Raw genomic sequence first — 23,946 nt, 5'->3', positions numbered from 1 at the left:
AAACTAGCAAGGACCCGGTCCGGGTCGCATGGTGTGAACTCCGGCGCCGGTCCACAGGTGCGCCCGAGCCCGGGTGCGGCTCCCGTCGCCGACACGGTCGACCGTGGTACCCGGCGTGTCGGTATCCCTGGGTAGCGTCTTGTCCGTGGAAGCCGGTGAACGTATTCAAGAGCTCGCGGACCGTATCGTGGCGCTGCGCGACGCCTATTATCGGGGGTCGCCGCTGGTCGCGGATGCCGAGTACGACGCGATCGAGGACGAGCTACGCGGTCTGATCGCGACGCACCCCACGCTGGCGCCGGATCCGAACCCGCTGGACCAGGTCGGCGCACCCGCGGTGCTGCACGCCCCGATCCGGCATTCGAGGCCGATGCTCTCGCTGGAGAAGGCGACCACACCCGAGCAGGTCGCGGGCTTCTTCGACCGCTTCCCGGGCCAGCCCGTGGTGGTGATGCCCAAGCTCGACGGCCTGTCGCTGGCGCTGGTCTTCGAGGACGGACGGCTGCTGCGGGCGGTGACCCGCGGCGACGGCACCACCGGTGACGATGTGACCGTGCTGGTCCGTGCCCTGGTCGACGGCGTGCCCGACCGCATCGCCGCGACAGGACGGGTGGAGGTGCGCGGGGAAGCGGTGATGCTGCGGTCGACCTTCCTCGCCTACAACACCGCGCACCCGGACAAGCCGCTGATCAACCCACGTAACGCCGCCGCCGGCACGCTGCGGGCCAAGGACGCGGCCACGGTGGCCGAGCGGCGCCTGCGGTTCTTCGGCTTCGATCTGGACGCCGCGGACGGGGACGCCGCGGTCGATCTCGAAGAGGGCCTGCGGGCCCTGGGGATCGCGGGTGCGCGGATGCGATTGTGCGCCGATGCCGAGCAGGCGCAGGCGGCGATCACCGCGATCGAGCAGGGTCGCAACGACCTCGACTACGATATCGACGGGGCGGTGCTGCGGCTGGCCGACCGCGGGGCCTACGCCGCCGCCGGGACCCGGTCGAATTCCCCGCGCGGCGCGCTGGCCTTCAAATTCGCCGCCGAGGAGAAGACCACCCTGCTCGACGATGTGGTCTGGGATGTCGGCAAAACCGGCAAGATCGTCCCCGTGGCCCGGCTGGAACCGGTGTTCGTGGGCGGGACCACGGTCACGAAGGCGACCCTGGCCAACCAGCAGGTCATCCGGGCCCGCGATATCAAGATCGGCGATACCGTGCTGGTGCGCCGCGCGGGCGATGTGATCCCCTTCGTGGCCGGTGTCCTCGACGCCTCGAAACGCACGGGCGACGAGCGCGAGATAATCGCACCGGCCGAATGCCCGTCGTGCGCCCAGCCGGTGATCGAGCAGGGCAACAGCCGGGAGCTGTTCTGCACCAACGTTTCCTGTCCGGCGCAGACGGTGCGCCGCCTCATCCACTGGGCATCGCGTCCGGCGGCCGATATCGACGCCTTCGGCCAGGTCTGGATAGAACGCCTGGCCGAGGCGGGAATCCTGGAACGCCCGTCGGATTTCTACACGCTCACCAAGGAACGCCTGCTCGAATTCGAGCGGATCGGTGAGGTCTCGGCCACCCGCATGATCGATTCGATCGAGGCCGGCCGCCGGGTGGGGTTGCGGCGCGCGCTGATCGGACTGGCCATCCCGATGGCGTCGGACGGGACCGCCGCCCGGCTCGCCCGGGCGGGTTTCCGGTCGCTGGAGGAAGTGGCCGACGCCGGAGCGGAACGGCTGGTGGCGGTCGAGGATATCGGTCCGAAGGTAGCCGCCTCGCTGGTCGAGCACCTGACGCGGCTCCGGCCGGAGCTGCAGCGGTTGCGCGAGTACGGCGTCTGCCTGGACGTGCTCGAGGAGGACCTTCCCCCGGTGGTCGCGGCCGGGGCACCGCTGGAAGGCAAAACGGTGGTGATCACCGGTGCGATCAGCGATCCCCGGTCCGGGGAGAAGGTCGCCCGCCCGACATTCCAGCGCCTGTGTGAGAGGGCGGGCGCCACCGCGGCGTCCTCGGTATCGGCGAATACCGATCTGCTCATCACCGGCGCGGGAGTCGGCGACAGCAAACTGGCGAAGGCGGAGAAACTCGGGGTCGAGGTCGTCGATCAGGGCGAGATCTGGACGCTGCTGATCACCGCGGGAGTCGTCTGACCCGGTCGCCCGAGGGCGCCGGGAGCGGAAGGGGGGACCTGCCCCGCCGCCTCAGGCCCCGAGAACGACGGGCAGTCCGCGTAGCCCGTGCAGCGCCCGGGATTGCAGCAGGGAGATCCTTCCCGCTGTCCGGGCATCCGGATACCTCTCGAAGAATCGCTGGACAGCGACGACAGCCTCGGCGCGGGCCAGTGCGGAGCCGATACAGAAATGAATACCGGCGCCGAAGGTGAGGTGGCGATGAGGTTCGCGCCGCCGGGGATCGAACACATGCGGGTCGGTGAAGATCTCCGGATCCCGGTTCGCGGCGGCGAGCAGCACCACGATCGGCGTGCCCGCGGTGATGATCCGGTCGGCGAGCGCGGTATCGGTCCTGGCCACCCGGACGACGTACCGGACCGGGGTGTCGTAGCGCAGGGATTCCTCGATCACCGCCGAATAGTCACCGTCGGCGGGCCGCAGGTCCGGCCGGCGCAGCAGCGTGTGCAGGGTGTTGCCGAGCAGATGTGTGGCGGTACCGAAACCTCCGACCAGCAGCATGCTGCAGGTGGCGATCGCCTCGCGCAGGTTCAGCTGTTCCGGGCATTGCCGCGCCAGTTCGGCGATGAGCCCGTCGCCCTGCGGATCGGCATGCTCCAGGCGATCCCGGAAGTACGCGGTCATCTCGGTGACGAGCGCACGGGATCGCTGCCGTTCCTCCGCCGTCCTGGCGCCGTCGAGCAACGACGCGAGCACGTTTCCCCATGCGGCGAATCGCGGAGCCTCCGTATCCGGTAGCCCGAGAATATGGGAGATCATCGCCATGGGAACGGCTTCGGCGTAGTTCGTGATCAGATCGGTGACGCGACCGCGGGGAAGTTCGTTCAGCCGGTGCCCGACGATCTTCTCGATCCGTGGCCCGAGATCCGCGAGCGCGCGCCGGTGGAAGGTGGACGCGACGAGGGATCGCAGCTCCGTATGACGGGGTGGATCCCTCTTCAGGAAGGAATCGTCGACCGGATGCACGAGCGTCACGTCGCCGGTTTCGTGACGGCGGCGGGCCGACGCGCCGATGGGCGCCGGCCCGAAATCGCCACTGGTGAGGACCTGGTGACCCACCGAGTGGGAAGCCGTGAACAGCAGACCGCGACGGCTGACGGCCAGCGGCCCGCGGGCGCGGATCTTCTCGTAGTGCCGATGCCGGTCGGCCCCGGGTGGGGCCCAGAGGATCCGGGCCCCCGGGTCACCGCGGAGGACATCGGAGAAGAGCCGCGCCTTCTCCAGAGACGGTAGCGCCATATCGAAATCCCGGCGCTAGGCGCCGACCGCCGATTCCGCGGGCGCCTGCCGGGCCGGGTGGTAGCTGGACCAGTAGTACTGGCGGTAGAAGTTCTCGGCCAGCGTCACCCAGGTGTCCAGTTGTTCCACGTCGCCGAGGAAGCGGTGCATATTGACCAGCAACCAGCTCCAGACCGCCTGACTGTCCCGGCAGTTGTCGCAGTCTCCGGTGGTGGCGCAGTACTGCACGCTGTGGTCGGTCCGGTAGGCGTTGAAGCGGCCGACGATCGGGTGGCCTTCGGTGAGGCGCGCGGTATGCGCGGGATGGTCGTTGCTGATGCTGGGGCAGGTCTCGCGGCCGAAGGTGCCCCAGTGCGTACGGCCGGTGACCAGAGTCCGGTAGTAGTAGGGGTCGCCGATGACGGTGTCGGGGTAGGTTTCGCGCATCCGGGTCATTTCCTGGATCGCGCGTTCCTCATTGGCCAGGCGCGCGGTGGGATCGGTGCCGTTGTCGCTGTAGTAGCCGAAGTTGATCTGGTTACCGTTGGCGGCGATGGCCTCGACGGTTCGTTCGAGGTAGGGCATCCCGGCCTCGCTGAGGGTATAGACCCAGGTGGCCCGGGGATCGCCGGCGTAGGTGCGCAGCGCCTTACCGAACAATCCGCTGATCCGCCGGCCGTTGGGCCCGTGGCCACGTAGCTCGTCGTCGATGGGACCGCCGCCCCACAGGGATACCGCGATGGCCAGATCCTCCAGCCCGTCGTAGGGTATCGGCCGCGTCCCGTTCGTCACCACCGTGACATGGCGGATCGTCTCCGCGAACACCCGGACCCGATCCAGAACCAATGCCGGTTCACCGCCGATCAGCAGTGTGCTGGTGATCTTCTTGGTATCGCGCAGATCCTCGGCGAACGCGCGAATGGTATCGAGGTCACGAATCTCGATGCTCTGCTTGTCCATATCGTGTTCGAAGAACCAGCAGCCCTTACACCGCAGGTTGCACGCGTCGGTAACCCACACCTCCACCGTGCGAATACCTCTGGCTACTTCGTTGACGCGCATCAAACGTTCGCCCAGCGCCGGATCCTCTTGCGCGAGCTCGAATGCTCGGGTTAATATGCGTTCCTTACTTGGCCTGACGTCCAAGAAAACAGGCTGAGGCACGACATCCTCCTCGGTGCGATGCGGCAAGATTTGCGCGATGCTGGATGTCACCGGCGGAGTCGGTATGTCCGACGATGCTGCCGATGCGCTGCCGAATCAACGGATCGGCAGGTGGGTTGGCGAGAAGCGGATACGGATCGGTCCTACGATACTGAACTCGTTAGCGCTAGAAAACAGTCTAGGACAGACCCTGGTACAGCGCGATCCCTCCGGGCTATCACTGACCCTTTTAGGGATTCAGCCCATCATTTCCGGACTTATTCCGGCCCAACATAATTCGACGCGCAAATCCTACGCCACCCAAAACGGCAGGCTTCGCACACCGGACATACCGCCGAGCCCCACCGCGGGCACGGCTCGCCCGGCGCACGGCGACGGGGATTCGCTCGCAACGCTATTCGTGGTGACGGTGCGGCCGCACCTCGCTACACCGCCACGACGTCACAGACCGAGCGGCGGAGAAGGCGGGAAACGCACCGGCATGGCCGACAGCGCGCGGTGGAAAGGTCCCGGCCGCCAATGCAGTTGGTCCGCCGGGACGGCAAGGCGCATTTCGGGGAGCGCGTCCAGCAGCTGATCGATCGCGTTCTGGGCAACCATGTAGGCAATCGACCGCGCGGGGCAGGCGTGCGGGCCCGAACCCCATGCCAGATGCGCGTTGTTGTCGGTGTACTCGCCCGCGTGGATCGCCGGATCGTTGTTGCAGGCCGACATGCCGATGATGACCGGCTGATCGGCGGGAAGCCACACCCCGTCCAGCATGATCGGCTGCCTCGGGTAGCTGAGGCAGTAGTTCGCCATCGGCGGATCGGTATACAGCAACTCGTTGAGCGCGTCCTGAGTGGTCGGCGCCGCGCCGGGCGCCGGTGTGCCGGTGAACCGCGGGTCGGTGATCATGAGCAGCAGGGTGTTGACCGTGAGATTGGTCAGCGGCTCGATCCCCGCCCCGTAGAGCACGGCCAGCTGGTGCACCATCTCCGAGTCCCCGAGCTGCGCCGAATGGGCCAGCAGCCGAGAGGTGATATCGCGACCGGGTTCGGTGCGTTTGAGCCGGACCAGCTCGAAGAGCGCTTCGTTGATCCTGGCGTCCGCTTCGGTCGCGGCCCCGCCGCCTTCGAACATCGCGGCCATCCCGGCCGCGATCTGCTGCCCCAGATCGGGTGGGCACCCCAGCATGGCGTTGAGCACATGGAAGGTCAGCGGGAATGCGTACTGGCCGATGAGCTCGGCCTCGCCGTCCATACAGAAGCCGTTGATCAGCGGCGCGGCAATCGATTCGACGTTCTGGTGCATGGAGAACAGATCGACACCGTCGAGGGCGGCCGTGATCGCCTGCCGGTACCGCGAGTGCTCGCGACCCGTACTGCGCATCACATTCGGCCGCCATCCCATCATCGGCATGAGCGGGTGGTCGGCGGGAACGGACTTCTCCCACGAACGCGCGTCCGCCGGGAAGTGTTCGGGGTCGTTGTAGATCCGGATCGCGGTGTGGTAGCCGATCACCAGGGTGGCCGGAATCCCCGGGGCGAGTTCCACCGGTGCGAGAGTTTTGTGCCGCTGCCGCATTCGGGCGAAGAAGCCGTGCGGATCGGCGGCATATTCCTCGGTGTACAGAGCATCACGATGTGGAGCATCGGTCCGGCCGGGAGAGGAGTACGGGCATCCGGCGGCGCCGGTTTCGGGCAAGGGTAGAGACTTGGTCAAAGCCTGGAACTCCAATGAAAGCCAACTGCGACATATCCGAGAAGTTGTCCATTTCGGGACATCTCCTGTGTCGGAACAGTATTGGTGTCACGGATCGGCCGCAAGCGGGCGAATCGTGCGATCGGCCACTATGAGCCGCGCCCTGCCCCCCACGACGCGGGCCGGCGCGCGCTTGTGACGGGTTCGGACGACATCGCGGGGCCGTGGTGAAAAGTCCGGACCCGCTGCCGCGGCAGCCCGGCGACGCTGTGAAACGTATAGGGTTCGGTTACCCGAACCGGCGTGCGTACCAAGGTGTTTCGTCCACAGCGGATGGTAGGCGCGCGGCGGGCTTCTGCGTGTCTTCGATGGCGATGACCCGAAGGCATACTCGTCGATCTCGAGAGGTATCTCTATGAATTGGGTTCGTGCGCGGACAGGTCTCGTGCGGGTGCTGACCGGCGTGGCCACTGTGTGCTGCCTGACCCTTGCGGGACAACCGGCGCCCGCCGTCGCGCAGGTACCGGAGACGCCGGAACCCTCCGGCCTGCAACGCGGTATCGACGACGCCATCCCCCCGCCGCCCCTTCCGGCCGCGCCCACCCCGCCCATCGGTGCGCTCGCGCCCGAGCAGGCAGCGCTGTGGCACGCGGTGCAGTCCCCGCCCACCGGTGACCCGGTCTTCGACGCGTGGCCGGCCGGGTTGGATCGGATGAACGCCGGCGCGCTGATCGAACAGCGTGATATCACCACCGTTGCCGCACCGCTCGTCGCGGCCCCGGTCGGGCGCGTCGTCTTGATGAAGTACCGGTCGACGTCGGCGGCGGGGGCGCCTTCCTTCGGCACGGCCACCCTGGTGGTTCCGGCGGCGGGGTGGACGGGCCCGGGTACCCGGCCGGTGCTGGTGGACAATAAACCGATCAATTCCCTGGGCCTGCGGTGCACCCCCGGCTACGCGATGGCGCACGGGCAGAACGGCTCGAGCAGCAGCGCCATCGATACGTTGACGCCGACGACCGCGGAGGCGGTGAACCGCGGCTACGCGGTGCTGATCCCCGATCACGAGGGGCCGTTCATGTCCTATGCCGAACCGAACGTCGCCGCCCACGTGATCCTCGACGGCATCCGTGCGATGCGCGCGCTGCCCGGATCCGAATTCGCCGCCAGCCGCTTCGCGCTGACCGGTTACTCCGGGGGCGCGATCGCCTCGTACGCGGCGGCCATGCTGCTCGGTGAGTACGCCCCGGAACTGACCGGGGTGGTAGTGGGTGCGTCGATGGGCGGACTCGTTACCGACAACAGGGTCGTCGCGAACAGTTTCGACGGCAGATTCGCCTCCGGAGTGCTGCTGGCGGTGGTCCTCGCCTACGCCCGCGAACATCCGGAGATCCTGGACCGCATGAACCATCTGGCCCAGTGGGTGGCGACATCGCCGGTGCGTGATGTCTGCGGCGAGGCACTCGGACCGCTGGGCGTGGTCGGGATTCCGCTCGAAATCGCCGCGAACATCCCCCATCCGCTCGACAGCGCCCTCGCCGACGAGATCTTCGCACGCACGGACCTCGGCGACCGGACCTCGGCGGTCCCGCTGTACATCTACCACTCCGTCCATGACCTCTGGATCCCGCTGGAGGGCGCACAGCGGCTGTATCGCGATCAGTGCGCACGCGGTGTCTCCGCCGTGTTCCGCCCCGAACCCGGCGAACATGTCTCCGGCCTGGCCATCGGATTTCCCGGCGCCTTCGACTGGCTGACGGCGCGCCTGCGGGGTGAGCCGGCCCCGGACGAATGCCGCTGAATCGCTATCGCCCGACCGGCGCCGTCTCCGGATCACGGCGCCGGGTCCGGGCGAACAGGAAGGCGGCCACCGCGGCGGGAATATTCATCAGGAACCCGTACAGCCCGGCCGGAACCGCCATCTCCTCGTTTCCGAGCACGGTGACCGCGACCGTGATCGCCAGTGCGGCATTGTGCACGCCGATCTCCATACCCGCCGCGATGGCGTCCGCCCGCACCACCCCGAACGCCCGTGGCACCAGGTAGCCGACGAGCAGACTGCATACGCACAGCAGCAGCGCGATCACACCCAGTTCACCGAGATGCTCCGCCACCGAGTCGAACGAGGTGACCAGGGCGGCCGTCACCACCAGCACCAGTACCAGCACCGCGGCGATCTTCACCGTCGGCTGCATACGCTCGGCCCGTCCCGGGAAGCGGTGCCGGACTGCCATACCCGCGACAACCGGGATCAGCACCACGGCGAACACCTGGACGAACTTGGCGGGCTGCAGTGGTATCGACGTGCCGTCGTCGAGGAACATCGCATACGAGAGCGCGACCACCACCGGCAGCGTGAACACCGCGAGGACCGAGTTGATCGCCGTCAGCGTGACGTTGAGCGCGACATTACCGCCGGCGATATGGCTGAACAGATTCGCCGACGTTCCGCCCGGCGAGGCGACCAGCAGCATCATTCCCACCGCCGGCACCCCGTCGAGACCGAAGGCCAGGATCAATCCCACACAGATGAGCGGCAGGACGAGCAGCTGGCAGGCCAGTGCGATCAGCGTGGCCTCGGGATATTTCAGCACGCGGAGGAAATCGCCGGCGGTCAGGGTCAGCCCGAGGCCGAACATGACGATACCGAGCGCTACCGGCAGAGCGACCGCGAAAAGCGTTGAACCCACACATCATCCTTTCCGGAGGCACCCGGATCACAGGGCCGACAACGCGTCGACCGGGGCGGCGGCCAGCACACCGGCCGTCGCCGTCACCATGACGATATGGGTCCGGCGGTAGTGGGTGGTGAGTACGGCCACGAATTCCCGGAGAAAGGCGGCGGGCACGAAATAGCGCGCCGTTCGCGCTCCGACGACCCGGGCGTCGATCCCGAGACGCCGGGTGAGCGCGGCGGCGCGCAGCACATGGAAGTTACTCGTGACCACGGTGATTCGTATCGCGGCGGGATCCAGTCCGGTATCGGTGAGGACACGCAGGCTGTTGCGCAGGTTCTCCTCGGTGTTTCGGGAACTCCGCTCGCGCACGATCGCCGGTTCGGCGAGGCCGGCCGTGATGAGGTAGGCCGCCATGGCATCCGCTTCGCTGACGGCCTCGTCACCACCCTTCCCGCCGGAGGTCACGACCAGCGGCGACCGGCCCCGGGCCGTTTCGGCCCGGTATACCCGCAGCGCCCGGTCGAGCCGGGCGGCGAGCAACGGCGTGACCTTGTTCCGGTGCAGGCCACATCCCAGGACCACGACGGCGTCCACGTCCTCCTCGTCCGCGATCCTGCCGTACGCGACGGCGTAGCCGGCGAACGCGAGCAGATGCGCCAGGAGGTAGATACCCACCAGGGTCGCCGCGGCCGCGATCACTATCAGCCAATGCGGAACAGTCTGACTCCGCAACAGCACGATCGCCGCGGCCCCGGGTAGCACCAGCAGCCCCACACCCGCCAGCACCGGGGTGGAGGTCGTGGGCCGCACCCCTTCCCGCCGGAGAACGGCGATCCCGTTGACGAGCAGACCCAGCCCGGCGACGACGGTCACCATCAGCGACAACGCCGCCACCAGGGCCACCGCCGAGCCCCACGGGGACGGATCGGCGAGCCGTGACATCGCCGTCCCCACTCCGGCGACCACGAGCGCGACGGCGGCCAGCAGGGTGAAACCGGTGGACAACCGGCGCGGTTCCCGGGCCATCCGGATGGCGCCCAGCACCGCCACGCCCCAGCCCGCCACCAGCAGAACGACAGAACCCACGTACCGCCTCCTCGCCCGAGTCTCGTGTGCCGGTCCCGGAGTACCCCGCGGTACCCCGGTCATCCCGCCCGCGGCCGGCAACCGGGAAATTCCCGCGCCGGGGGATGTCGAGAACGGCAGGTCCGCTCCGTCCCAGGGGTACGAGCAGCCGAACGGGCGGCGACGACGAAGGAGAGCGCTATGCAACCGAACCGGATCACCACGATCCTGGACCTGCCCAGCAGCCGGGAACTCCTGGCCCGCGACCTGCTGCGGATGGCCTACGTCGCCCCGGACGGCACACCCCGCAACATCCCCATCGGTTTCACCTGGAACGGCTCACAGATCGTCGTCTGCACCTCGACGAACGCGCCGAAGCTTTCCTCCCTGCGCCACCGCACCGAGGTCGCGCTGACCATCGACACCGAGGTCCATCCGCCGAAGATCCTGCTCATCCGGGGCCGGGCGGAGCTGGACCCGGTCGACGGTATCCCGGAGGAGTACCTGCAGATGAACGGCAGCTACGAGATGACCCCCGCGCAGCGGGTCGAGTGGGAAGCCGAGGTCCGCTCGCTCTACGACGGCATGGTCCGGATCGTGATCACCCCGACCTGGGCGAAGCTGATCGACTTCGAGACCACCCTCCCCACCGCGGTCGAGGAACTGATCCGGCAACGGGCCGAACGGCAGCGCGCCTGAATGGTCGGCCCGCCGCCCCGGCCGTGGCGTCCGCGTGCTCAGACCGGACGCCGCGCGTCCACGAGCTCACCGATCCACGGCAGCACCGCGCCGCGCACATCGACCGTGCGTGGGAGCAGGCCGTTGCTGTGCAGGAGGTCGGCGGATCGCTGCTGTTCATCGAGGAATTCGTCGGTGACCGGACCGATCCCGAAGGGCCGCCCCCGGATCGCCGCCTCCCACCGGTCGAGATCGGCGGTACCGCCGCGCCGTTCGGCGTCGGCGGCGAAGAAGCGCGCGGCCTCGCGGGGGTTGGCGACGATCCACTCGTCCGATTCCCGCAGGGCCGTGATGATCGATTCGAGCTCCCGGCGATGGGTCTCGGCGAACTCGCGCCGCACGAACCACAGGGACGGGTGACTGAAGAGACCATCGGTATCGACGAGCGTATGCACCCGCGCGGCGGCCTCGACCTCCGCCAGTGCCGGGTAGGCGCCAACCCACGCATCGATATCGCCCCGCAGCAGCGCGGCACCGCCGTCGTTCACGTCGGTGTCGACGGGCACGATATCGGACCAGGCTTGTCCCTCGCGGTCGAGAGCGAGCAGGGCCAGCGTGGTCTGCCACGAACCGTGGGCGATCCCGACTCGTTTCCCGCGCAGGTCGGCGACGGTGCGGATCCCGGAGCCCTCGAGACTCACCAGTCGCCCGTTCTCGACGCGCGGACCGGAGATCCCGACATACACCAGGTCCCGTCCCTGCCCCAGGCCGGTGATGGGCGGGGTGAATCCGGTGCCGATGAAATCGTATCCGCCGTCGTCGAACAGCCAGTCCGAGTGCAGCGTCGGCAGCCCGGTGCGGGGATCGGCCCGGGGCGGGGCCGGCAGATCACGCAGATCCACCCATTCGACGTCGCCGAGGTGGCGTTCGAGCAGGCCGTTGTGGCGCAGCACGAACAAGGAGTTGTTGTTCGGGAAGTAGCCGATACGAATCGTCATGACAGGTCTCCTTTTCGGCTGTTGCTCAGACCAGGCCGCGGCGGCGGGCCTCGTCGAGCAATCCACTGCGGCCCCACTGCGCCACGAGATTGGTCGGATCGAAGTCGACGGAGCCGCCGACGAGCTCACCGAGCGCCTGGTACTGGGCGCCCTCTTCGAGCAGGACCACGAATTTGGCGAGATCGAGCAGGCCCGACCGGCCGATCACATTGACCCCGCCGTTGGCCTCGAAGATCGCGACGAGGTCCGGATCGTCGACGAGGCGGTCGAGGATGAAATCGCCGGGCGCCCGGCTGCGGTCGATATGCGCGGGGATATCCCGGGACAGGGTCAGGCGCTGTGAGGCCGCGTAGGTGATGCGCAGGGTGCGGTGGGTCTGGGCCCAGCCGCCGAGCCACGGGGTGTGCACGTGCACGATCGAGGTGATCTCGGGGTGCGCGCGGAACACCTTCGCGTACCCGGTGACGAATCCGGCGGGACCGGAACCCGCCAGCACCTCACCGTCGAAGGTCGCGAGGACCGGCTTCACGCTCCGGTCCTCCGCCCATGGACCGGGTTCGTTGAGCGCGACGGCCAGTTCCGCGCCGGGAACCCGTTCGACGAAATTCACGGTGCCGTTGGCGGATACGGTTCCGGTCTCGCGGAACACGCGGAAGGCGGTGTCGGCGGCGCGGCGGGCATCGTCGACGAACGCCTCGACCTCCGGGGTGATGCGCGTTTCGGTGCTGGTCACAATAGTTCTCCTAACGGGTGGACAGGGCTCGAACCGAGGTGGGCGTGGTGCGCCGCAGCAGTGGCAGCACCTCTTCGCCCACGCGGTAGGCCTCTTCGAGGTGGGGATTGCCGGCGAGGATGAAGGCGTCGACGCCGAGGTCGGTCAGTTGGTCGAGGCGTTCGGCGATCTGCTCGTAGCTGCCCACGAGCCCGAATGCCGGCCCGCCGCGGATGAGGGCGAACCCGCACCACATATTGGGCTGGACTTCCAGATCGCGGTAGCCGGTGATGCGCTCCGGCACCCAGCCCGCGATCCGGGCGGCGCCGACGGAGTCACCGCGGGCGGCCCGGTCGGCGGTGGCGCGGTCGACGAACGCCCAGCCCTTCTCGATCTCCGCCCACGCCGCCGCTTCGGTATGCCGGGCCACGATATCGATGCGGACCGCGAATTTCGGTGTACGGCCCGACTTCTCGGAGCGGGCGCGCACACCGTCGAATTTCGCCCGCAGATCCGCGAACGGTTCGAGCCAGGACAGGTAGTAGTCGGAGTGCCGGCCCGCGGCGTCCACGGCGGCGCCCGACGACCCGGAGAAATACACCTCGGGGAACGGCTGCCCCGCCAGCAGCGGTGGCAGCGCGGCGCCCCGGGTGCGGAAGAACCGGCCGGCGTAGTCGAACGGGTCGCCCGCCCAGACGCCACGCAACACATCGAGGAATTCCGAGGTGCGGGCATAGCGGTCGTCGTGGGGCACCTTGTCGCCCCACCAGAGCTGCGGTGCGCCACCGCCGCCGCTGATGATGTTGTAGACCAGACGTCCCCCGGTGGCACGCTGGAGACTCGCCGACATCCGCGCGGCCTGTACCGGATGCAGGAACCCGGGCTGGAACGCCACCATGAAACGGTAGGTATCGCTTTCCCGCGCGAGCGCGGACGCGGTGGCCCACGGGTCCTCGGTGACCGGGAAGGACGGTAACAGCCCACCGACGAATCCGGCGGACTCCGAGGCCTTCACCACCGCCGCCATATGGTCGATATAGCTGTATCCGTCGAGTCTGCCGCCGCGGATCGCGGGTGCGATATTGCCCGGCCCGTGGCCGCCGGCATGCCCGCGGTTGTACCGACGTGGAGTGCGCAACGACGCGTGGTCGCCCTCCATGCCGATGCGCCAGTAGAAGTCCGTGCTCACGCGTGCTCCTGTCCTGCGAGTGTGCGGCCGGCCGGATCGGCGAGGTGCAGCAGATGTTCGCCCGCCCGGTGCAATTCCTCGATATGCGGGTGGCCGGTCAGCTCGAACACCTCGATACCGCGCGCCCGGTAGTCCGAGAGCGCCTGCGCCACCTGCTCATAACTGCCGACCAGGCCGATCGGGCGGCGGTAGCCGATGCGATCGAAGCCCGACCAGCGGACGCCGCCGAGAGCGAGCGCCCGGACCTCGGTCTCGGCCGCCGCGGGATGGACCTCGCGCCACTGCCGCAGCACACGCGCCCACGCCTCGTCCGCGGTCTCCCGCGCGACGACGGGCAGGGCGAGCCCCGCGCGCACGCTGCGCCCTGCCCGGCCGGCCGCATCCCGAAGCGACGCCACCGCGGCATCGAGGCCGTCGGTGGTACGCGTCTCGGTGAACACGTGCACGTCACCGTGTTCGGCCGACAACGCGATCGCCTCGCGCGAATGGCCGGACAGGTGGACCCCGGGAAACGGCAGACCCGACAGGATGCCGCGGAATCCACCGTCGACGACGTCGTAGTACTCACCGGCGAAGTCGAATCCGGTGCCCCCGAACCGCCCCGGCAGCACCTGTTCCTCGTTCCATACGCCACGGGCCACGGTGAGGAATTCGGCGGCCCGGCGGTAACGATCGGCGCCGGCGACGAGGTCACCGCGCGCCGCGGCGTCGGCGGCGTCGGTATCGACGCGTAACCGCCAGTCGAGCCGGCCGTGCGAGAGTCGTTGCAGGGTCGCCGATAGCTTCGCCGCGTACACCGGCGTCCCGAACGCGGGCTGGAATTCGACACCGATCCGCAGATACCGGGTCTGCCGCAGGGCCGAACCGGCGACCACCCACGACTCCTCCCCGTCCGGATCGTAGGGGACCACGACACCGTCGAGCCCGGACAGTTCGGCGGCGAGCACGACCTGATCGAGGACATCGAATCCGCCGCGGCCGCCGGCGGCGGAGCCGACATGGCGCCCGTCCCCGCGAACCGGGAGTTCCCACCGGAAATCGGTCACGACGACGCCTCGCGGTCGGCGGCGAGGCGCGCGCTCGCCGCACGCAGCGGTTCCGGGGCGATCCACGACGCCAGATCGAAATCGGCGGCGAGGAAACCGTGGGTGTAGAGGAACCGCTTCTGCACGTCGAGCAGTTCGATCCGGTCCTCGGACAGTGTCGGATGCAGGCCGCGGTGGAAGGTATCGCCGTATGCGGCCCGGACTCCCGCCCCGCCGGAGAAGGTTTCCCGCGCCAGTACGGCGCGGACCCCGTCGAGATTGCCGGCGGCCCAGTCCGCGGCCCGCAACGTCTGGGTGAGGAACCCGACCACCAGATCGGGGCGTGATTCCAGCAGCTCCGCGTGCACGGTGATCGGACGCGGGGTGCCGTTGTTGACCCGTGCGCGCTTCGAGTCGGTGGCGTCCAGATCGACCGCGGTCCGCAGACCGTGTTCGCGGGCGACCTCCTGGGCGCGGGCGCCCTTGACGTAGATCGCGTCGACGTCACCGGCCAGCAGCGCCTCCACGCCCCAGGTGGTGGTTCCGCGACCCGCGGCGTTCGCACCCCGCACCTGCGGGTCGCGTTCGGCCGCGACCTCGACGGGCCGGATATCGGCGAAGGTGAGCCCACCGAGTGCGAGCGCGCTCGCGAATCCGTGCAGAGCCATCGCCCGGGGGAAGCTGCGGGCCCGGTCCTGTGCCCACGCGGGGATCGCGATTCGCAGCCCGGCCAGATCACCCGGCCCGGCCGCCGCCGAATCCGGCGCCACCAGAATCGCTTGTGCTTCGTCGATCCAGGTCAGGCCGATCAGCCGGGTGGGTGACCCGGCGGCGCGTGCCGCGAGTGCGGGCACATTGCCGCCCTCGCGGATCAGGCCCACCAGCCGGTGGTCGAAATGCCGGGGTGCCAGTTCGGGACCGGCATCCTGCAACACCCCCAGGCCGATGCCCGCCGCGGCGGCGGTCTCGCCCAGCCAGCCCAGACTGTGCGCCACCCCGCTCGCGGTGGGCACCGGGCAGCGTGTGTACCAGAGAGTGTCGAGAGCAGGGTCGGCGGCAGCGGTCATGGCGTACTCCTTCAGGTGGTCGTGGGGGCGGGGGTGCGGCCGACACCCAGCTCGGCCAGAAACGCCGCGCGGTAGCGCAGGGACTCCGGATCGGTCCGGTCCCGGGGGCGGGCGAGGTCGATATCGGTATCGACGGCGAACCGGCCCTCGCTGAGGATCAGCACCCGGTCGGCGAGCCGGACGGCTTCGTCGACATCGTGGGTCACCAGCAACACCGCCGGCCGGTGCCGCGCGACCAGGTCGCCGACGAGATCCTGCATCTGGAGCCGGGTCAGCGCGTCGAGCGCCGCGAACGGCTCGTCGAGCAGCAGGAGTTCCGGTTCGCGTACCAGCGCCCGGGCCAGCGCGACCCGTTGCGCCTCGCCGCCCGACAGCGTCGCGGGCCACTGACGGGCCTTGCCCCCGAGGTTGACCTCGGCCAGCGCGCGGGTGGCGCGCTGCTTGGTCTCGGCGGTGCGGCGCTGCCCGATGGTGACATTGCCGAGAACCCGCTTCGACGGAATCAGCCGTGGTTCCTGATAGACGGTGGTGCGCCGGAACGGTACGAGAATCTCTCCCGCATCCGGTTTCTCGAGACCGGTCAGCAGTCGCAGCAGGGTGGTCTTCCCGGTTCCGGACGGACCGAGCAGGACGACGAACTCACCCCGGCGGATCTCCAGGTCGATCCCGCGGAGCACGGTGTGGTCACCGAATTTCTTGTGCAGCCCGGTGATCGACACCGCCACCGGTTCGCCCGCCCTGCGGGCGGTCGCCGACACGGGGCTCGGGGTACGGGTGGACAACGGCGGCAACGGCGCTTCGGGGCTCATCGCGCGGCCACCTGTCCGCGCCACGGCATCGCGAACCGTTCGATGATCCGGACCACCCCGTCGAAGATCAGGCCCAGCACCGCGTACAGCACGACGCACAGCACCATGTAGTCGGTGCGGTTGTACTCCTGCGCGAGGGTCACCAGGTAACCGATCCCCTCCCGGGTGCCCACCTGCTCGGCCGCGATCAGGCCGGTGATCGCGATGGAAAGGCATATCCGCAGCGCCATCAGCACTCCGGGTAGCGCCGAGGGAAGGATCACCTCGAACACCAGGCGCGGGCCCCTCGATCCGAAGCTCCGTGCCGCCTCGATCATCTTGCGATCGACATTGCGCACGCCGAGATAGGTATAGGCGTACATGGGCCCGACGGTGGCGAACGCGATCAGCAGCACCTTGAACGTCTCGTCGATACCGAACCAGGCGATGAACAGCGGTACCAGCGCAAGGAACGGGACCGCTCGGTTGATCTGCATGGTGGAGTCCACGAGTTCCTCACCGAGACCGGACAACCCGGAGAGGACACCGAGTATCAATCCGGCCACCACCCCGAACAGGACTCCGAGGGCGGCACGATGGAACGAGGCGATCGAATAGTCCACGAGCTGGCCGGTTTCGTACAGCTCCACGAACGCCGTCCACACCTTCGGCGGCCCCGCGAGGATCTCCTCGGGGATGGCACCGGTCGCCGAGCCGGCCCACCACACCGCGACGAGCAGGGCGGGCACGAGAAAACGCAGCGGGATCGAGAGCCACCGGGGCCGGGAACGGCCGCCGCGGAATCGCGGCGTCTCCAGGCCCGGTTCGGCGTGGCCGCTCTGCGCGCGCGGCGTGGTCACGACGGCCATCTCATTTCCCCGCGGCCGGTGCGGGCGGGTTCGCGGCGGCCAGTTTCTCCGCGAGTGGGTAGAAGACGTCCGCCGCGGTGACGGCCCGGGTGATCACACCGTTCTCGTAGAACAGATCCGCGACTCCCTGCAGGTCGGCAGCATCCGCGGCGGTCGGATAGTGCGGTACCGACGCCCGCCGCCCGAGGTCGATCGCACGCTCGAGCCGGTCACCGGACAGCGCACGCGGCCCGGCCTTCTCGAAGACGTTCTCGAAATCCTCGGGGTGGGCCCGCTGGCGCTCGACGAGCTGTTGCAGCGTTTCGAGATACTTCGCGGCGACATCGGGCCGCTTCTCGAGCACCTCGGTGCGGAACGCGACGATCGTATTGTCGGTCGATCCGACAGTGGCCTCGGTGGCGATCTCGACGGCCCCGCGGGCCTTGGCCTCCGCGTACGGATCGTTGAACGATGCCCACGCGTCGACCTGTCCGGTGGAGAAGGCGGAGGCCGCATCCGATATCTGCAGCGGTACCCGCTCCACCCGGTCGGCCGGAATTCCGGCCTGTTCCAGTGCCTTCAGCGTGATGTATTCGCCCTTACCGGCCGGATTCACGGCGATCCGTTTGCCGACGAGATCGCGCACCGCGCGGATACCCGAATCCGGTGCGGCGATGATACCGGCCTGATCCTGATCCACCGGGTCGGCCACGGCGATGATCCGGACGCCGACATCCTTCGACAGTGCGCCGACCACCGGGCTGTAGGCGCCCCCGGAGACGTCGAGCTCGCCGGCGTTGAACAGTTTGAGGTTCGCGCTGAACGAGGGCGGGGCGTTGACCCATTCGATCCGCGCGCCCAGCGGGGCGAGCGCTTCGTCGAGAGTGCCGTCGCGCTTGGCGACCGCCAGCGGTCCGGAGTTGCCTTCGTCGGTGACCTTGAGGACGAAAGTGCCGTCGCCGGCGGCGGTTCCGTCCGTCGCGTCGCCGCCGGAGCCGCACGCGGCGGCGACCAACGCGACGACGGGGAGGATCGCGAGGGCGGCGCGCACTCGAGGTGGTCGGCGGTGGGGACGCATCGGTGTCGGCTCCTGGTCGAGAGAGGGCGGGACGCTTAGGAAACTAGGCGTCGACCCGAGCGATGCCCATCCTTTGTTTTCCATTGACCGGAAAGCTTGACGCCGGAACTGGACGTATGCGTAGTGGGAAACAGCGGAAACCAGCAGCAGAACGGGGCGTAGAAATACGCCTCGCAGAATAGCTACTTTCCACGATACGGAAAGACGATGACCGATCCGGACCCATCCCGTGTTAGCGTCCCCCCGTGGAGCCCTCGCCCTCGGCCGGTGGCCGACTCCAGTCCGTCACACGCGCCCTGTCCGTCCTCTCCTGTTTCCGCGACGGCGACGACCTCGGCGTCTCCGAGATCGCCCGGCGGTTGGAGCTGCCGGTGAGCACTACCCATCGCTTGCTCGCCGCACTGGTCGAGGCAGGTTTTCTCGACCGGGTGGACCCGCCCGGCCGGTACCGGCTGGGGACCGCGCTGGCGGAATACGGCCAGATCGCCTATCGGCAGCACCGCATCCACCTCGCCGAACCGCACCTCGAGGAACTGGCGACGATCACCGGCGCGAAGGCTTCCATCGCGACGCGGCACGGTAACGATGCCGTCCTGCTGGGTACCAGCAGCTGGCGTGAAGCCGAAGGACACGAACTCCAGGGGCTCCGGCTCCCCCTGCATGCGAGCGCGCTCGGCAAAGTGCTCCTGGCCTGGGCACGCACCGGCGAGGACGAATTGACCCGGTTGCCGTACGGCAGCGGCACCGCGCGGTCGGTATCGGGGCCGGTGGAACTCGCACACGAACTCGCCCACACCCGCGAACGCGGTTACGCGTTCAACGACGAGGAACTCGTCCGCGGATTCCGGACCATCGGTGTACCGATCGGTGACGAGCCGGGTCATGTCCGGTTCGCTCTCGGGCTGCGCGGCCCCACCGACCTGATGATCGACGAACGGGTTCCGTTCTTCGTCGACCTCGCGAAAGTCACCGCCCGCAAGATCGCGGACCTGCTCCGCTGACATCCCGGCGTTCGCGACGCCGCGGACCGGAGCATCGATTCATGCGGTTTCCACAGGTAGAGCCCCTACAGCAGGAATGGGAGCAACCGGAGCCACGAACGGCCCGGTCCCGATACCGGCTCTCGTCACACGAAGGAAACAGGTATGCCGTGGGTCATTCGGCCGTCGCGGAGTAACCCCGCGCACAGCCAGGGTGGAGCCACACCGAGGAAACGTTTCGCGAGGCTCTCCATGTATCCACCCCGCCCGGGCAACACCGGCGACACCACCGACACGCTGATGATCCGTAAGTGCGCGCCGTGCGACAGACTGTTCGCGCCGCTGACCGTCGAATGCCCCTCCTGTGCATCCGACCGACTCGACTGGGTGCCGTCGTCCGGCGCCGGTTCGGTCCTGTCGTGGCGGACAGTGGATCGCGCCGTCGCCGGCTTACGCGGCGGCCCGCCGCCGGTCACGATCGCCATCGTCGAACTCGACGAGGGCCCGTGGGTCTACACCTCCCTCGAGGGACAGGTCCCCCTCTCTCCGAGCGGCCCGGTGCGGGTGCGGTTCCAGCCCCGGCCCCACGACGACAGATTCCCGGTGTTCACGGTCGGCTCCGAGCCCGGCACCGCACCGGCACCCGCCGAAACCGGCCGCGATGCCGGTGCGCACTGAAAGGAAACCCATGCCCGTACCCGATCGACAGAACAGCGGGCGCACCGGCGGCGCCTCCTGGGTCCGTACCGCATTGGACGGATGCCGAGCACTGGAAACGATGAGATCGCTGGAACCCAGTGCCGCACCCGTGCTGATCTTCGCGATCCGTTGGGCCCCCTTCGGCGGCGCCACCGCCGAGGAACTGTTCCTGAACTTCGGAGTCACCCGGTCCCGGTTCCTGCGGTTGCTGGCCGACGCGCTGAAGCCGCGGAACTCGGACGACCCGAGAACGCACCGGATGAAGAAGCACCTCATGCTGACCTTGGCCCAGGCCTGGCGAATCGACCCGAGCAGTAGGCTCATCGGGGTGGTCAGCGAACGAGCAGATCTCGGAGGTACTCGGTGATCTCGGTCGGAGCTTCCTCGGCCATGAAATGGCCCGCAGTGGTCGTGTGATGCTGCAGGTCGTCGGTCCAGGCACGCCATCGTGCGGCGGCGTCGTAGCCGAGCGCACTGCCCCAGTCCTGCTGGACGACCGTGACGGGCATGCGCAGGCGGGCGCCGAGGGCACGGTCGGAGGTGTCGTGAGTGAGGTCGGAACCGGCGGAAGCGCGGTAATCGGCGACTATCGAGGGGATGGCCTCGCGGCAGGCAGCCAGGTAGATGTCGCGGATCCGGGCGGGGATCGCGGACGGCCTCTTGATCCACTGGTCCAGGAAGGCACCGAAGAAGGCGTCGGCGTCGGCGGCGATCATCTTTTCGGGGAGACCCGGAGGCTGGGCCATGAGGTAGAGGTGCCATCCGACCGCGGCCGAGACACCGTGCATCACCTCCCACATATCGAGTGTGGGGAGGACGTCGAGGCAGGCCAGGTGGGTGATGCCGGCGGGATGATCGAGGCCGGCGCGGAACGCCACGAGCGCACCGCGGTCGTGACCGGCCAGAGCGAAGCAATCGTGGCCGAGCGCGCCGGCGAGAGTGACGACGTCGGCGGCCATGGTGCGTTTGGAGTAGGTGTCCGGACCTGTCTCGGCGGGCTTGTCGCTGGCGCCGTACCCACGCAGGTCAGGGCAGATGACCGTATGGTCCGCCGCGAGCGCGGCCGCAACATGCCGCCACATGAGATGGGTCTGGGGAAAGCCGTGCAGCAGCACGATCGCCGGGCCGGTCCCGGCGACGGCGGTGTTCAGCGCGACGTCGTCGGCGACGGGGACGCGGTGATAGGTGAAACCGGGAATGCCTTCGGACATGGATTCTCGTCTCCTCTGTTCGATCCGATGAACCAGGCTTACGCACCCGGATGAGCATCCGATCAGCACAGACCCCGGATCGAGGCGCGGAGGTGGGCCCGGCCATCGGAGTTCTGGGACCGGTCGAAGCCTGGGACGCGACCGGGTCGGCGATCTCTCTGAAGGGACCGAGGCATCGGGAGGTCCTGGCACTGCTTGTCGCAGCCGAGGGCCGGGTGGTCCCGGTCGACCGGCTTGTCGCCGACCTCTGGGAGAAACCACCCGAGGGCGCGATCGGCGCGATCCGGACGTTCGTCGGATCCCTGCGCCGGGCCCTGGAGCCCGAGCGGCAGCCCCGTACCCCACCGCGCCTGATCGTCACCACCGGTACGGGATATTCGTTACGGGCGGACCCGGAGGACGTCGACGCCTGGCGTTTCCGACGGGCGGTCGAAACGCAGGCATCACCCGCCGCGCTTGTCCCGTTGCTGGATTCGGCGCTGGCGCTCTGGCGCGGGCCCGCGTATTCCGACTTTCCCGACGCCCGCTGGGCAGAGCCGGAGCGGGCCCGGCTGGCGGAGCTGCGATCTCGTATGGTGGAGCGCCGCGGCCGGGCGCTGCTGGACCTGGGCCGGGCTGCCGAGGCGGTCCCCGGTCTCGACGTCCACGCCCGCGCGCACCCGTGGCGAGAGGAAGGGTGGGAGCTGCTGGCACTCGCGCTGTACCGGGCGGGACGGCAGGCCGACGCGCTCACTGTCCTGCGCGGTGCCCGCTCCGCGCTCGCCGAGCAACTGGGGCTCGATCCCGGGCCCGGGCTGCGGGAGCTGGAGGCCGATATCCTGCGGCGGGCGGACCGGCTGGACCCGCCCACCGAACCCGCCTCCCGGGTCTGGGCGAGCGCCGCAGCTGCCCACGACCGGGCCGCCCCTGGCGCTCGCCTGCGTCTGGAGGCCACAATCGGGTTGATGCGAGGACTCGCCGTCACCGGGGCGGAAGGTCTCCTCGCCGCCCGAGAGCACCGTGCCGCCGCCGTGGAGGCGGCCGAAGAGCTCGGCGATACGGAATTCACCGCCCGGGTGATCGGCGCCTACGACGTCCCCGCGAACTGGCCCCGCTCCGACGACCCCGTACAAGCGGCCCGGGTCGTCGCCGCCGCCGAACGCACTCTGGCCCGGCTCTCCGCGGATACCGCCCCCGCCGTGCGAGCGCGACTGCTGGCGACCGTCGCCGTGGAATCGCGCGGCACGGCATCTCCACGAGCCCGAGCGGCGGCACTCGAGGCCGAGCGACTCGCCCGTGGCATCACTGATCCCGCGCTGCTGGCCTTCGCCCTCAACGGGCGGTATATGCAGGCATTCCAGACCACGGGCCTCTCACATCTGCGCGACACCCTCGCAGCCGATATCGTCGCCGTGTCTGTCCGGCACGACCTTCCGACATTCGAGGTACTGGGGTACCTCATCAGGCTCCAATCCGCTGCGGCAAGGGCGGATTGGAGGGCCGGTGACCAGTACGCCACCCACCTGGACCGGCTCGCCGGGCGGCACGGCCGGCCGCTGGTGTCGATCTTCACAACCTGGTATCGCGCGCTCCGCCTCTCCGAGAATCCGGATATCCCCTTCCGGACGAAGGAGGCCGCCTACCGCGCCGCGGCCGCCCCACTGGACTCGGCCGGGATGGCGGGCGTGAGCAAGGGCCTCGCTCCGCTTTCGCTGCTGGCTCTCCGGATACGCCACGGCCGGCCGGTGGCGCCGCAGGATCCGAACGAGTTCGGACCGTACGGCCCCTGGGTCCTCCCGCTGCTGCAGTTGTCGGCCGGACGGCGGGATGAGGCGGCCGCGGCAATCCGCCGGGTTCCGGATCCGCCCGCTGACCTTCTCGCCGAAGCATTGTGGACCCTTCTCGTCCGTGCCGCGCTCCAGCTGAACGACTCGGTGGTGTTGCGGCGGGCACATGCCGCTCTGCTCCCGGCCACGAGCGAACTCGCGGGGGCGGCGAGCGGTCTGATCAGCCTCGGCCCGGTCGCCGCGATCCTCACCGAGATCACGGCCGTGCTGTCGGCGGAGCCCGCACCGGATCCCTAATCCGCGCCGTAGCGGGCCCGCATCATCAGAACGGCCTCGTCGACCACGTGCGTCGTGGATACACTGTCCGGCGCCCATTGCGGCAGCAGCATCCGCGGCCAGAACACGTAATTGGAGATCATCCCGAGGAACTGGGTGGCAGCCAGGTCGGGGTCGTCCACCACGAGCGTGCCCGCCGCACACTCCGCCTCCAGATACCTTCGGACAGAGGTGAAGTAGGGCATCTTGCCACGGTTGAACTGCGCCTCGGCCAGTTCGGGGAAGCGCGGCATCTCGGCGATGACGATACGGAACAGGTCGGCCATGTCCGGGCTCGTGAGCAAAGCGACGTAGCGATGTCCGATCACAGTGAGCCCGGCGACGGGGTCGCCGGTGGGCGGCTGCGTGCCGGCGTCCTCGCCTGTTCGCCATGAGGTGGTGACGATCGCGTCGAACAACGCCGCCTTGGTCGGGAACTGCTTGAACAATGTCGCTTTCGACACTCCCGCGGACTCCGCGACTTTGGCCAGCGACGTCCCCGCGTACCCGCAATCGAGGAACAACCTGGTCGCAGCACCCAGGATCGCTTCGCGCTTTTCCTCGGCGACGCGCTGGTGATAGGTCGAAGGTTCCGTCGGCATATCACCATC

Annotated in this window: 22 protein-coding genes; 7 read left to right on the top strand and 15 right to left on the bottom strand. The window is 68.8% G+C overall.

What is annotated here, in order from left to right:
• Positions 1–145: 145 nt before the first annotated feature.
• Positions 146–2,137 (top strand): NAD-dependent DNA ligase LigA, encoded by a 1,992-nt coding sequence (gene ligA / locus ACZ6SF_RS29135; RefSeq protein WP_466066364.1) that lies wholly within the window; start codon positions 146–148, stop codon positions 2,135–2,137.
• Between the two features lie 51 nt (positions 2,138–2,188).
• Here the strand turns inward: ligA and ACZ6SF_RS29130 are convergent, their stop codons facing one another.
• From ACZ6SF_RS29130 to ACZ6SF_RS29120, 3 genes are all read right to left on the bottom strand, one after another.
• Complete coding sequence (locus ACZ6SF_RS29130; protein WP_466066362.1) at positions 2,189–3,415, bottom strand: cytochrome P450; 1,227 nt, start codon at positions 3,413–3,415, stop codon at positions 2,189–2,191.
• Between the two features lie 15 nt (positions 3,416–3,430).
• Positions 3,431–4,420 carry a radical SAM protein gene (locus ACZ6SF_RS29125; protein WP_466066360.1) on the bottom strand — a complete coding sequence of 330 codons (990 nt, stop codon included), beginning with the start codon at positions 4,418–4,420 and terminating at the stop codon, positions 3,431–3,433.
• 579 nt (positions 4,421–4,999) lie between these two features.
• On the bottom strand, positions 5,000–6,244 hold the full coding sequence (locus tag ACZ6SF_RS29120; protein WP_466066358.1) for a cytochrome P450 family protein: 1,245 nt from the start codon (positions 6,242–6,244) through the stop codon (positions 5,000–5,002).
• Between the two features lie 412 nt (positions 6,245–6,656).
• Between ACZ6SF_RS29120 and ACZ6SF_RS29115 the strand changes: the two genes are divergently transcribed.
• On the top strand, positions 6,657–8,039 hold the full coding sequence (locus ACZ6SF_RS29115; RefSeq protein ID WP_466066356.1) for a lipase family protein: 1,383 nt from the start codon (positions 6,657–6,659) through the stop codon (positions 8,037–8,039).
• 4 nt (positions 8,040–8,043) lie between these two features.
• On the opposite strand, the gene ACZ6SF_RS29110 is transcribed toward ACZ6SF_RS29115, so the two are convergent.
• Both ACZ6SF_RS29110 and ACZ6SF_RS29105 read right to left on the bottom strand, forming a co-directional pair.
• On the bottom strand, positions 8,044–8,928 hold the full coding sequence (locus ACZ6SF_RS29110) for a bile acid:sodium symporter family protein (RefSeq protein ID WP_466066355.1): 885 nt from the start codon (positions 8,926–8,928) through the stop codon (positions 8,044–8,046).
• A 27-nt stretch (positions 8,929–8,955) separates the two neighbouring features.
• The gene (locus ACZ6SF_RS29105; protein WP_466066354.1) at positions 8,956–10,002 is read right to left on the bottom strand and encodes a YdcF family protein; all 1,047 of its coding nucleotides are present in this window, start codon (positions 10,000–10,002) and stop codon (positions 8,956–8,958) included.
• Between the two features lie 180 nt (positions 10,003–10,182).
• Here ACZ6SF_RS29105 and ACZ6SF_RS29100 point away from each other — a divergent pair, with 180 nt between their 5' ends.
• Positions 10,183–10,680: a pyridoxamine 5'-phosphate oxidase family protein gene (locus tag ACZ6SF_RS29100; protein ID WP_466066353.1), complete on the top strand. Its 498-nt coding sequence runs from the start codon at positions 10,183–10,185 to the stop codon at positions 10,678–10,680.
• A gap of 38 nt (positions 10,681–10,718) precedes the next feature.
• On the opposite strand, the gene ACZ6SF_RS29095 is transcribed toward ACZ6SF_RS29100, so the two are convergent.
• The 8 genes from ACZ6SF_RS29095 to ACZ6SF_RS29060 are packed head-to-tail and all read right to left on the bottom strand — an operon-like array spanning position 10,719 to position 18,364.
• Positions 10,719–11,657, bottom strand: a complete 939-nt coding sequence (locus ACZ6SF_RS29095) for an ABC transporter substrate-binding protein (RefSeq protein WP_466066351.1) — start codon at positions 11,655–11,657, stop codon at positions 10,719–10,721.
• 25 nt (positions 11,658–11,682) lie between these two features.
• On the bottom strand, positions 11,683–12,390 hold the full coding sequence (locus ACZ6SF_RS29090; protein ID WP_466066350.1) for a class II aldolase/adducin family protein: 708 nt from the start codon (positions 12,388–12,390) through the stop codon (positions 11,683–11,685).
• A 10-nt stretch (positions 12,391–12,400) separates the two neighbouring features.
• A complete protein-coding gene (locus ACZ6SF_RS29085; protein WP_466066349.1) occupies positions 12,401–13,558 on the bottom strand; it encodes an LLM class flavin-dependent oxidoreductase in 1,158 nt (385 codons plus the stop codon).
• On the bottom strand, positions 13,555–14,604 hold the full coding sequence (locus tag ACZ6SF_RS29080) for an LLM class flavin-dependent oxidoreductase (protein WP_466066348.1): 1,050 nt from the start codon (positions 14,602–14,604) through the stop codon (positions 13,555–13,557). The genes ACZ6SF_RS29085 and ACZ6SF_RS29080 overlap by 4 nt, the downstream gene beginning before the upstream one ends.
• Positions 14,601–15,650, bottom strand: a complete 1,050-nt coding sequence (locus tag ACZ6SF_RS29075; protein WP_466066346.1) for an ABC transporter substrate-binding protein — start codon at positions 15,648–15,650, stop codon at positions 14,601–14,603. Before ACZ6SF_RS29075 ends, ACZ6SF_RS29080 begins: the two co-directional genes overlap by 4 nt.
• Positions 15,651–15,661: 11 nt before the next feature.
• Complete coding sequence (locus ACZ6SF_RS29070) at positions 15,662–16,459, bottom strand: ABC transporter ATP-binding protein (protein ID WP_466066344.1); 798 nt, start codon at positions 16,457–16,459, stop codon at positions 15,662–15,664.
• Positions 16,456–17,307, bottom strand: a complete 852-nt coding sequence (locus ACZ6SF_RS29065) for an ABC transporter permease (protein WP_466066343.1) — start codon at positions 17,305–17,307, stop codon at positions 16,456–16,458. The genes ACZ6SF_RS29070 and ACZ6SF_RS29065 overlap by 4 nt, the downstream gene beginning before the upstream one ends.
• 1 nt (position 17,308) lies before the next feature.
• A complete protein-coding gene (locus tag ACZ6SF_RS29060) occupies positions 17,309–18,364 on the bottom strand; it encodes an NrtA/SsuA/CpmA family ABC transporter substrate-binding protein (RefSeq protein ID WP_466066342.1) in 1,056 nt (351 codons plus the stop codon).
• A gap of 245 nt (positions 18,365–18,609) precedes the next feature.
• Between ACZ6SF_RS29060 and ACZ6SF_RS29055 the strand changes: the two genes are divergently transcribed.
• The 3 genes from ACZ6SF_RS29055 (at position 18,610) to ACZ6SF_RS29045 (ending at position 20,410) form a co-directional block, all read left to right on the top strand.
• Positions 18,610–19,365 (top strand): IclR family transcriptional regulator, encoded by a 756-nt coding sequence (locus ACZ6SF_RS29055; protein ID WP_466066341.1) that lies wholly within the window; start codon positions 18,610–18,612, stop codon positions 19,363–19,365.
• A gap of 231 nt (positions 19,366–19,596) precedes the next feature.
• Positions 19,597–20,022, top strand: a complete 426-nt coding sequence (locus tag ACZ6SF_RS29050; RefSeq protein WP_466066339.1) for a Zn-ribbon domain-containing OB-fold protein — start codon at positions 19,597–19,599, stop codon at positions 20,020–20,022.
• 10 nt (positions 20,023–20,032) lie between these two features.
• Positions 20,033–20,410, top strand: coding sequence for a hypothetical protein (locus ACZ6SF_RS29045; RefSeq protein WP_466066337.1), 378 nt, complete (start codon positions 20,033–20,035; stop codon positions 20,408–20,410).
• Here ACZ6SF_RS29045 and ACZ6SF_RS29040 read toward each other — a convergent pair.
• On the bottom strand, positions 20,376–21,254 hold the full coding sequence (locus tag ACZ6SF_RS29040; protein WP_466066336.1) for an alpha/beta fold hydrolase: 879 nt from the start codon (positions 21,252–21,254) through the stop codon (positions 20,376–20,378). The genes ACZ6SF_RS29045 and ACZ6SF_RS29040 overlap by 35 nt on opposite strands.
• Before the next feature lie 50 nt (positions 21,255–21,304).
• Between ACZ6SF_RS29040 and ACZ6SF_RS29035 the strand changes: the two genes are divergently transcribed.
• Positions 21,305–23,317 carry an AfsR/SARP family transcriptional regulator gene (locus tag ACZ6SF_RS29035; protein WP_466066334.1) on the top strand — a complete coding sequence of 671 codons (2,013 nt, stop codon included), beginning with the start codon at positions 21,305–21,307 and terminating at the stop codon, positions 23,315–23,317.
• On the opposite strand, the gene ACZ6SF_RS29030 is transcribed toward ACZ6SF_RS29035, so the two are convergent.
• Complete coding sequence (locus tag ACZ6SF_RS29030) at positions 23,314–23,937, bottom strand: TetR/AcrR family transcriptional regulator (protein ID WP_466066333.1); 624 nt, start codon at positions 23,935–23,937, stop codon at positions 23,314–23,316. The two genes, ACZ6SF_RS29035 and ACZ6SF_RS29030, sit on opposite strands and share 4 nt — an antisense overlap.
• Between the last annotated feature and the right edge of the window lie 9 nt (positions 23,938–23,946).

The organism is Nocardia sp. NPDC049935 (assembly GCF_055586645.1).
Note: the sequence above shows the minus strand (reverse complement) of the source record. Positions and strands in the feature narration are given on the sequence as shown.

Bases quoted from the DNA above. Each gene is read 5' to 3' on its own strand.
- ACZ6SF_RS29070 (WP_466066344.1), bottom strand. From the start codon at position 16,459: ATGAGCCCCGAAGCGCCGTTGCCGCCGTTGTCCACCCGTACCCCGAGC.
- ACZ6SF_RS29130 (WP_466066362.1), bottom strand. From the start codon at position 3,415: ATGGCGCTACCGTCTCTGGAGAAGGCGCGGCTCTTCTCCGATGTCCTC.
- ACZ6SF_RS29035 (WP_466066334.1), top strand. From the start codon at position 21,305: ATGAGCATCCGATCAGCACAGACCCCGGATCGAGGCGCGGAGGTGGGC.
- ACZ6SF_RS29045 (WP_466066337.1), top strand. From the start codon at position 20,033: ATGCCCGTACCCGATCGACAGAACAGCGGGCGCACCGGCGGCGCCTCC.
- ACZ6SF_RS29060 (WP_466066342.1), bottom strand. From the start codon at position 18,364: ATGCGTCCCCACCGCCGACCACCTCGAGTGCGCGCCGCCCTCGCGATC.
- ACZ6SF_RS29100 (WP_466066353.1), top strand. From the start codon at position 10,183: ATGCAACCGAACCGGATCACCACGATCCTGGACCTGCCCAGCAGCCGG.
- ACZ6SF_RS29075 (WP_466066346.1), bottom strand. From the start codon at position 15,650: ATGACCGCTGCCGCCGACCCTGCTCTCGACACTCTCTGGTACACACGC.
- ACZ6SF_RS29065 (WP_466066343.1), bottom strand. From the start codon at position 17,307: ATGGCCGTCGTGACCACGCCGCGCGCGCAGAGCGGCCACGCCGAACCG.
- ACZ6SF_RS29030 (WP_466066333.1), bottom strand. From the start codon at position 23,937: ATGCCGACGGAACCTTCGACCTATCACCAGCGCGTCGCCGAGGAAAAG.
- ACZ6SF_RS29115 (WP_466066356.1), top strand. From the start codon at position 6,657: ATGAATTGGGTTCGTGCGCGGACAGGTCTCGTGCGGGTGCTGACCGGC.
- ACZ6SF_RS29040 (WP_466066336.1), bottom strand. From the start codon at position 21,254: ATGTCCGAAGGCATTCCCGGTTTCACCTATCACCGCGTCCCCGTCGCC.
- ACZ6SF_RS29050 (WP_466066339.1), top strand. From the start codon at position 19,597: ATGTATCCACCCCGCCCGGGCAACACCGGCGACACCACCGACACGCTG.
- ACZ6SF_RS29095 (WP_466066351.1), bottom strand. From the start codon at position 11,657: ATGACGATTCGTATCGGCTACTTCCCGAACAACAACTCCTTGTTCGTG.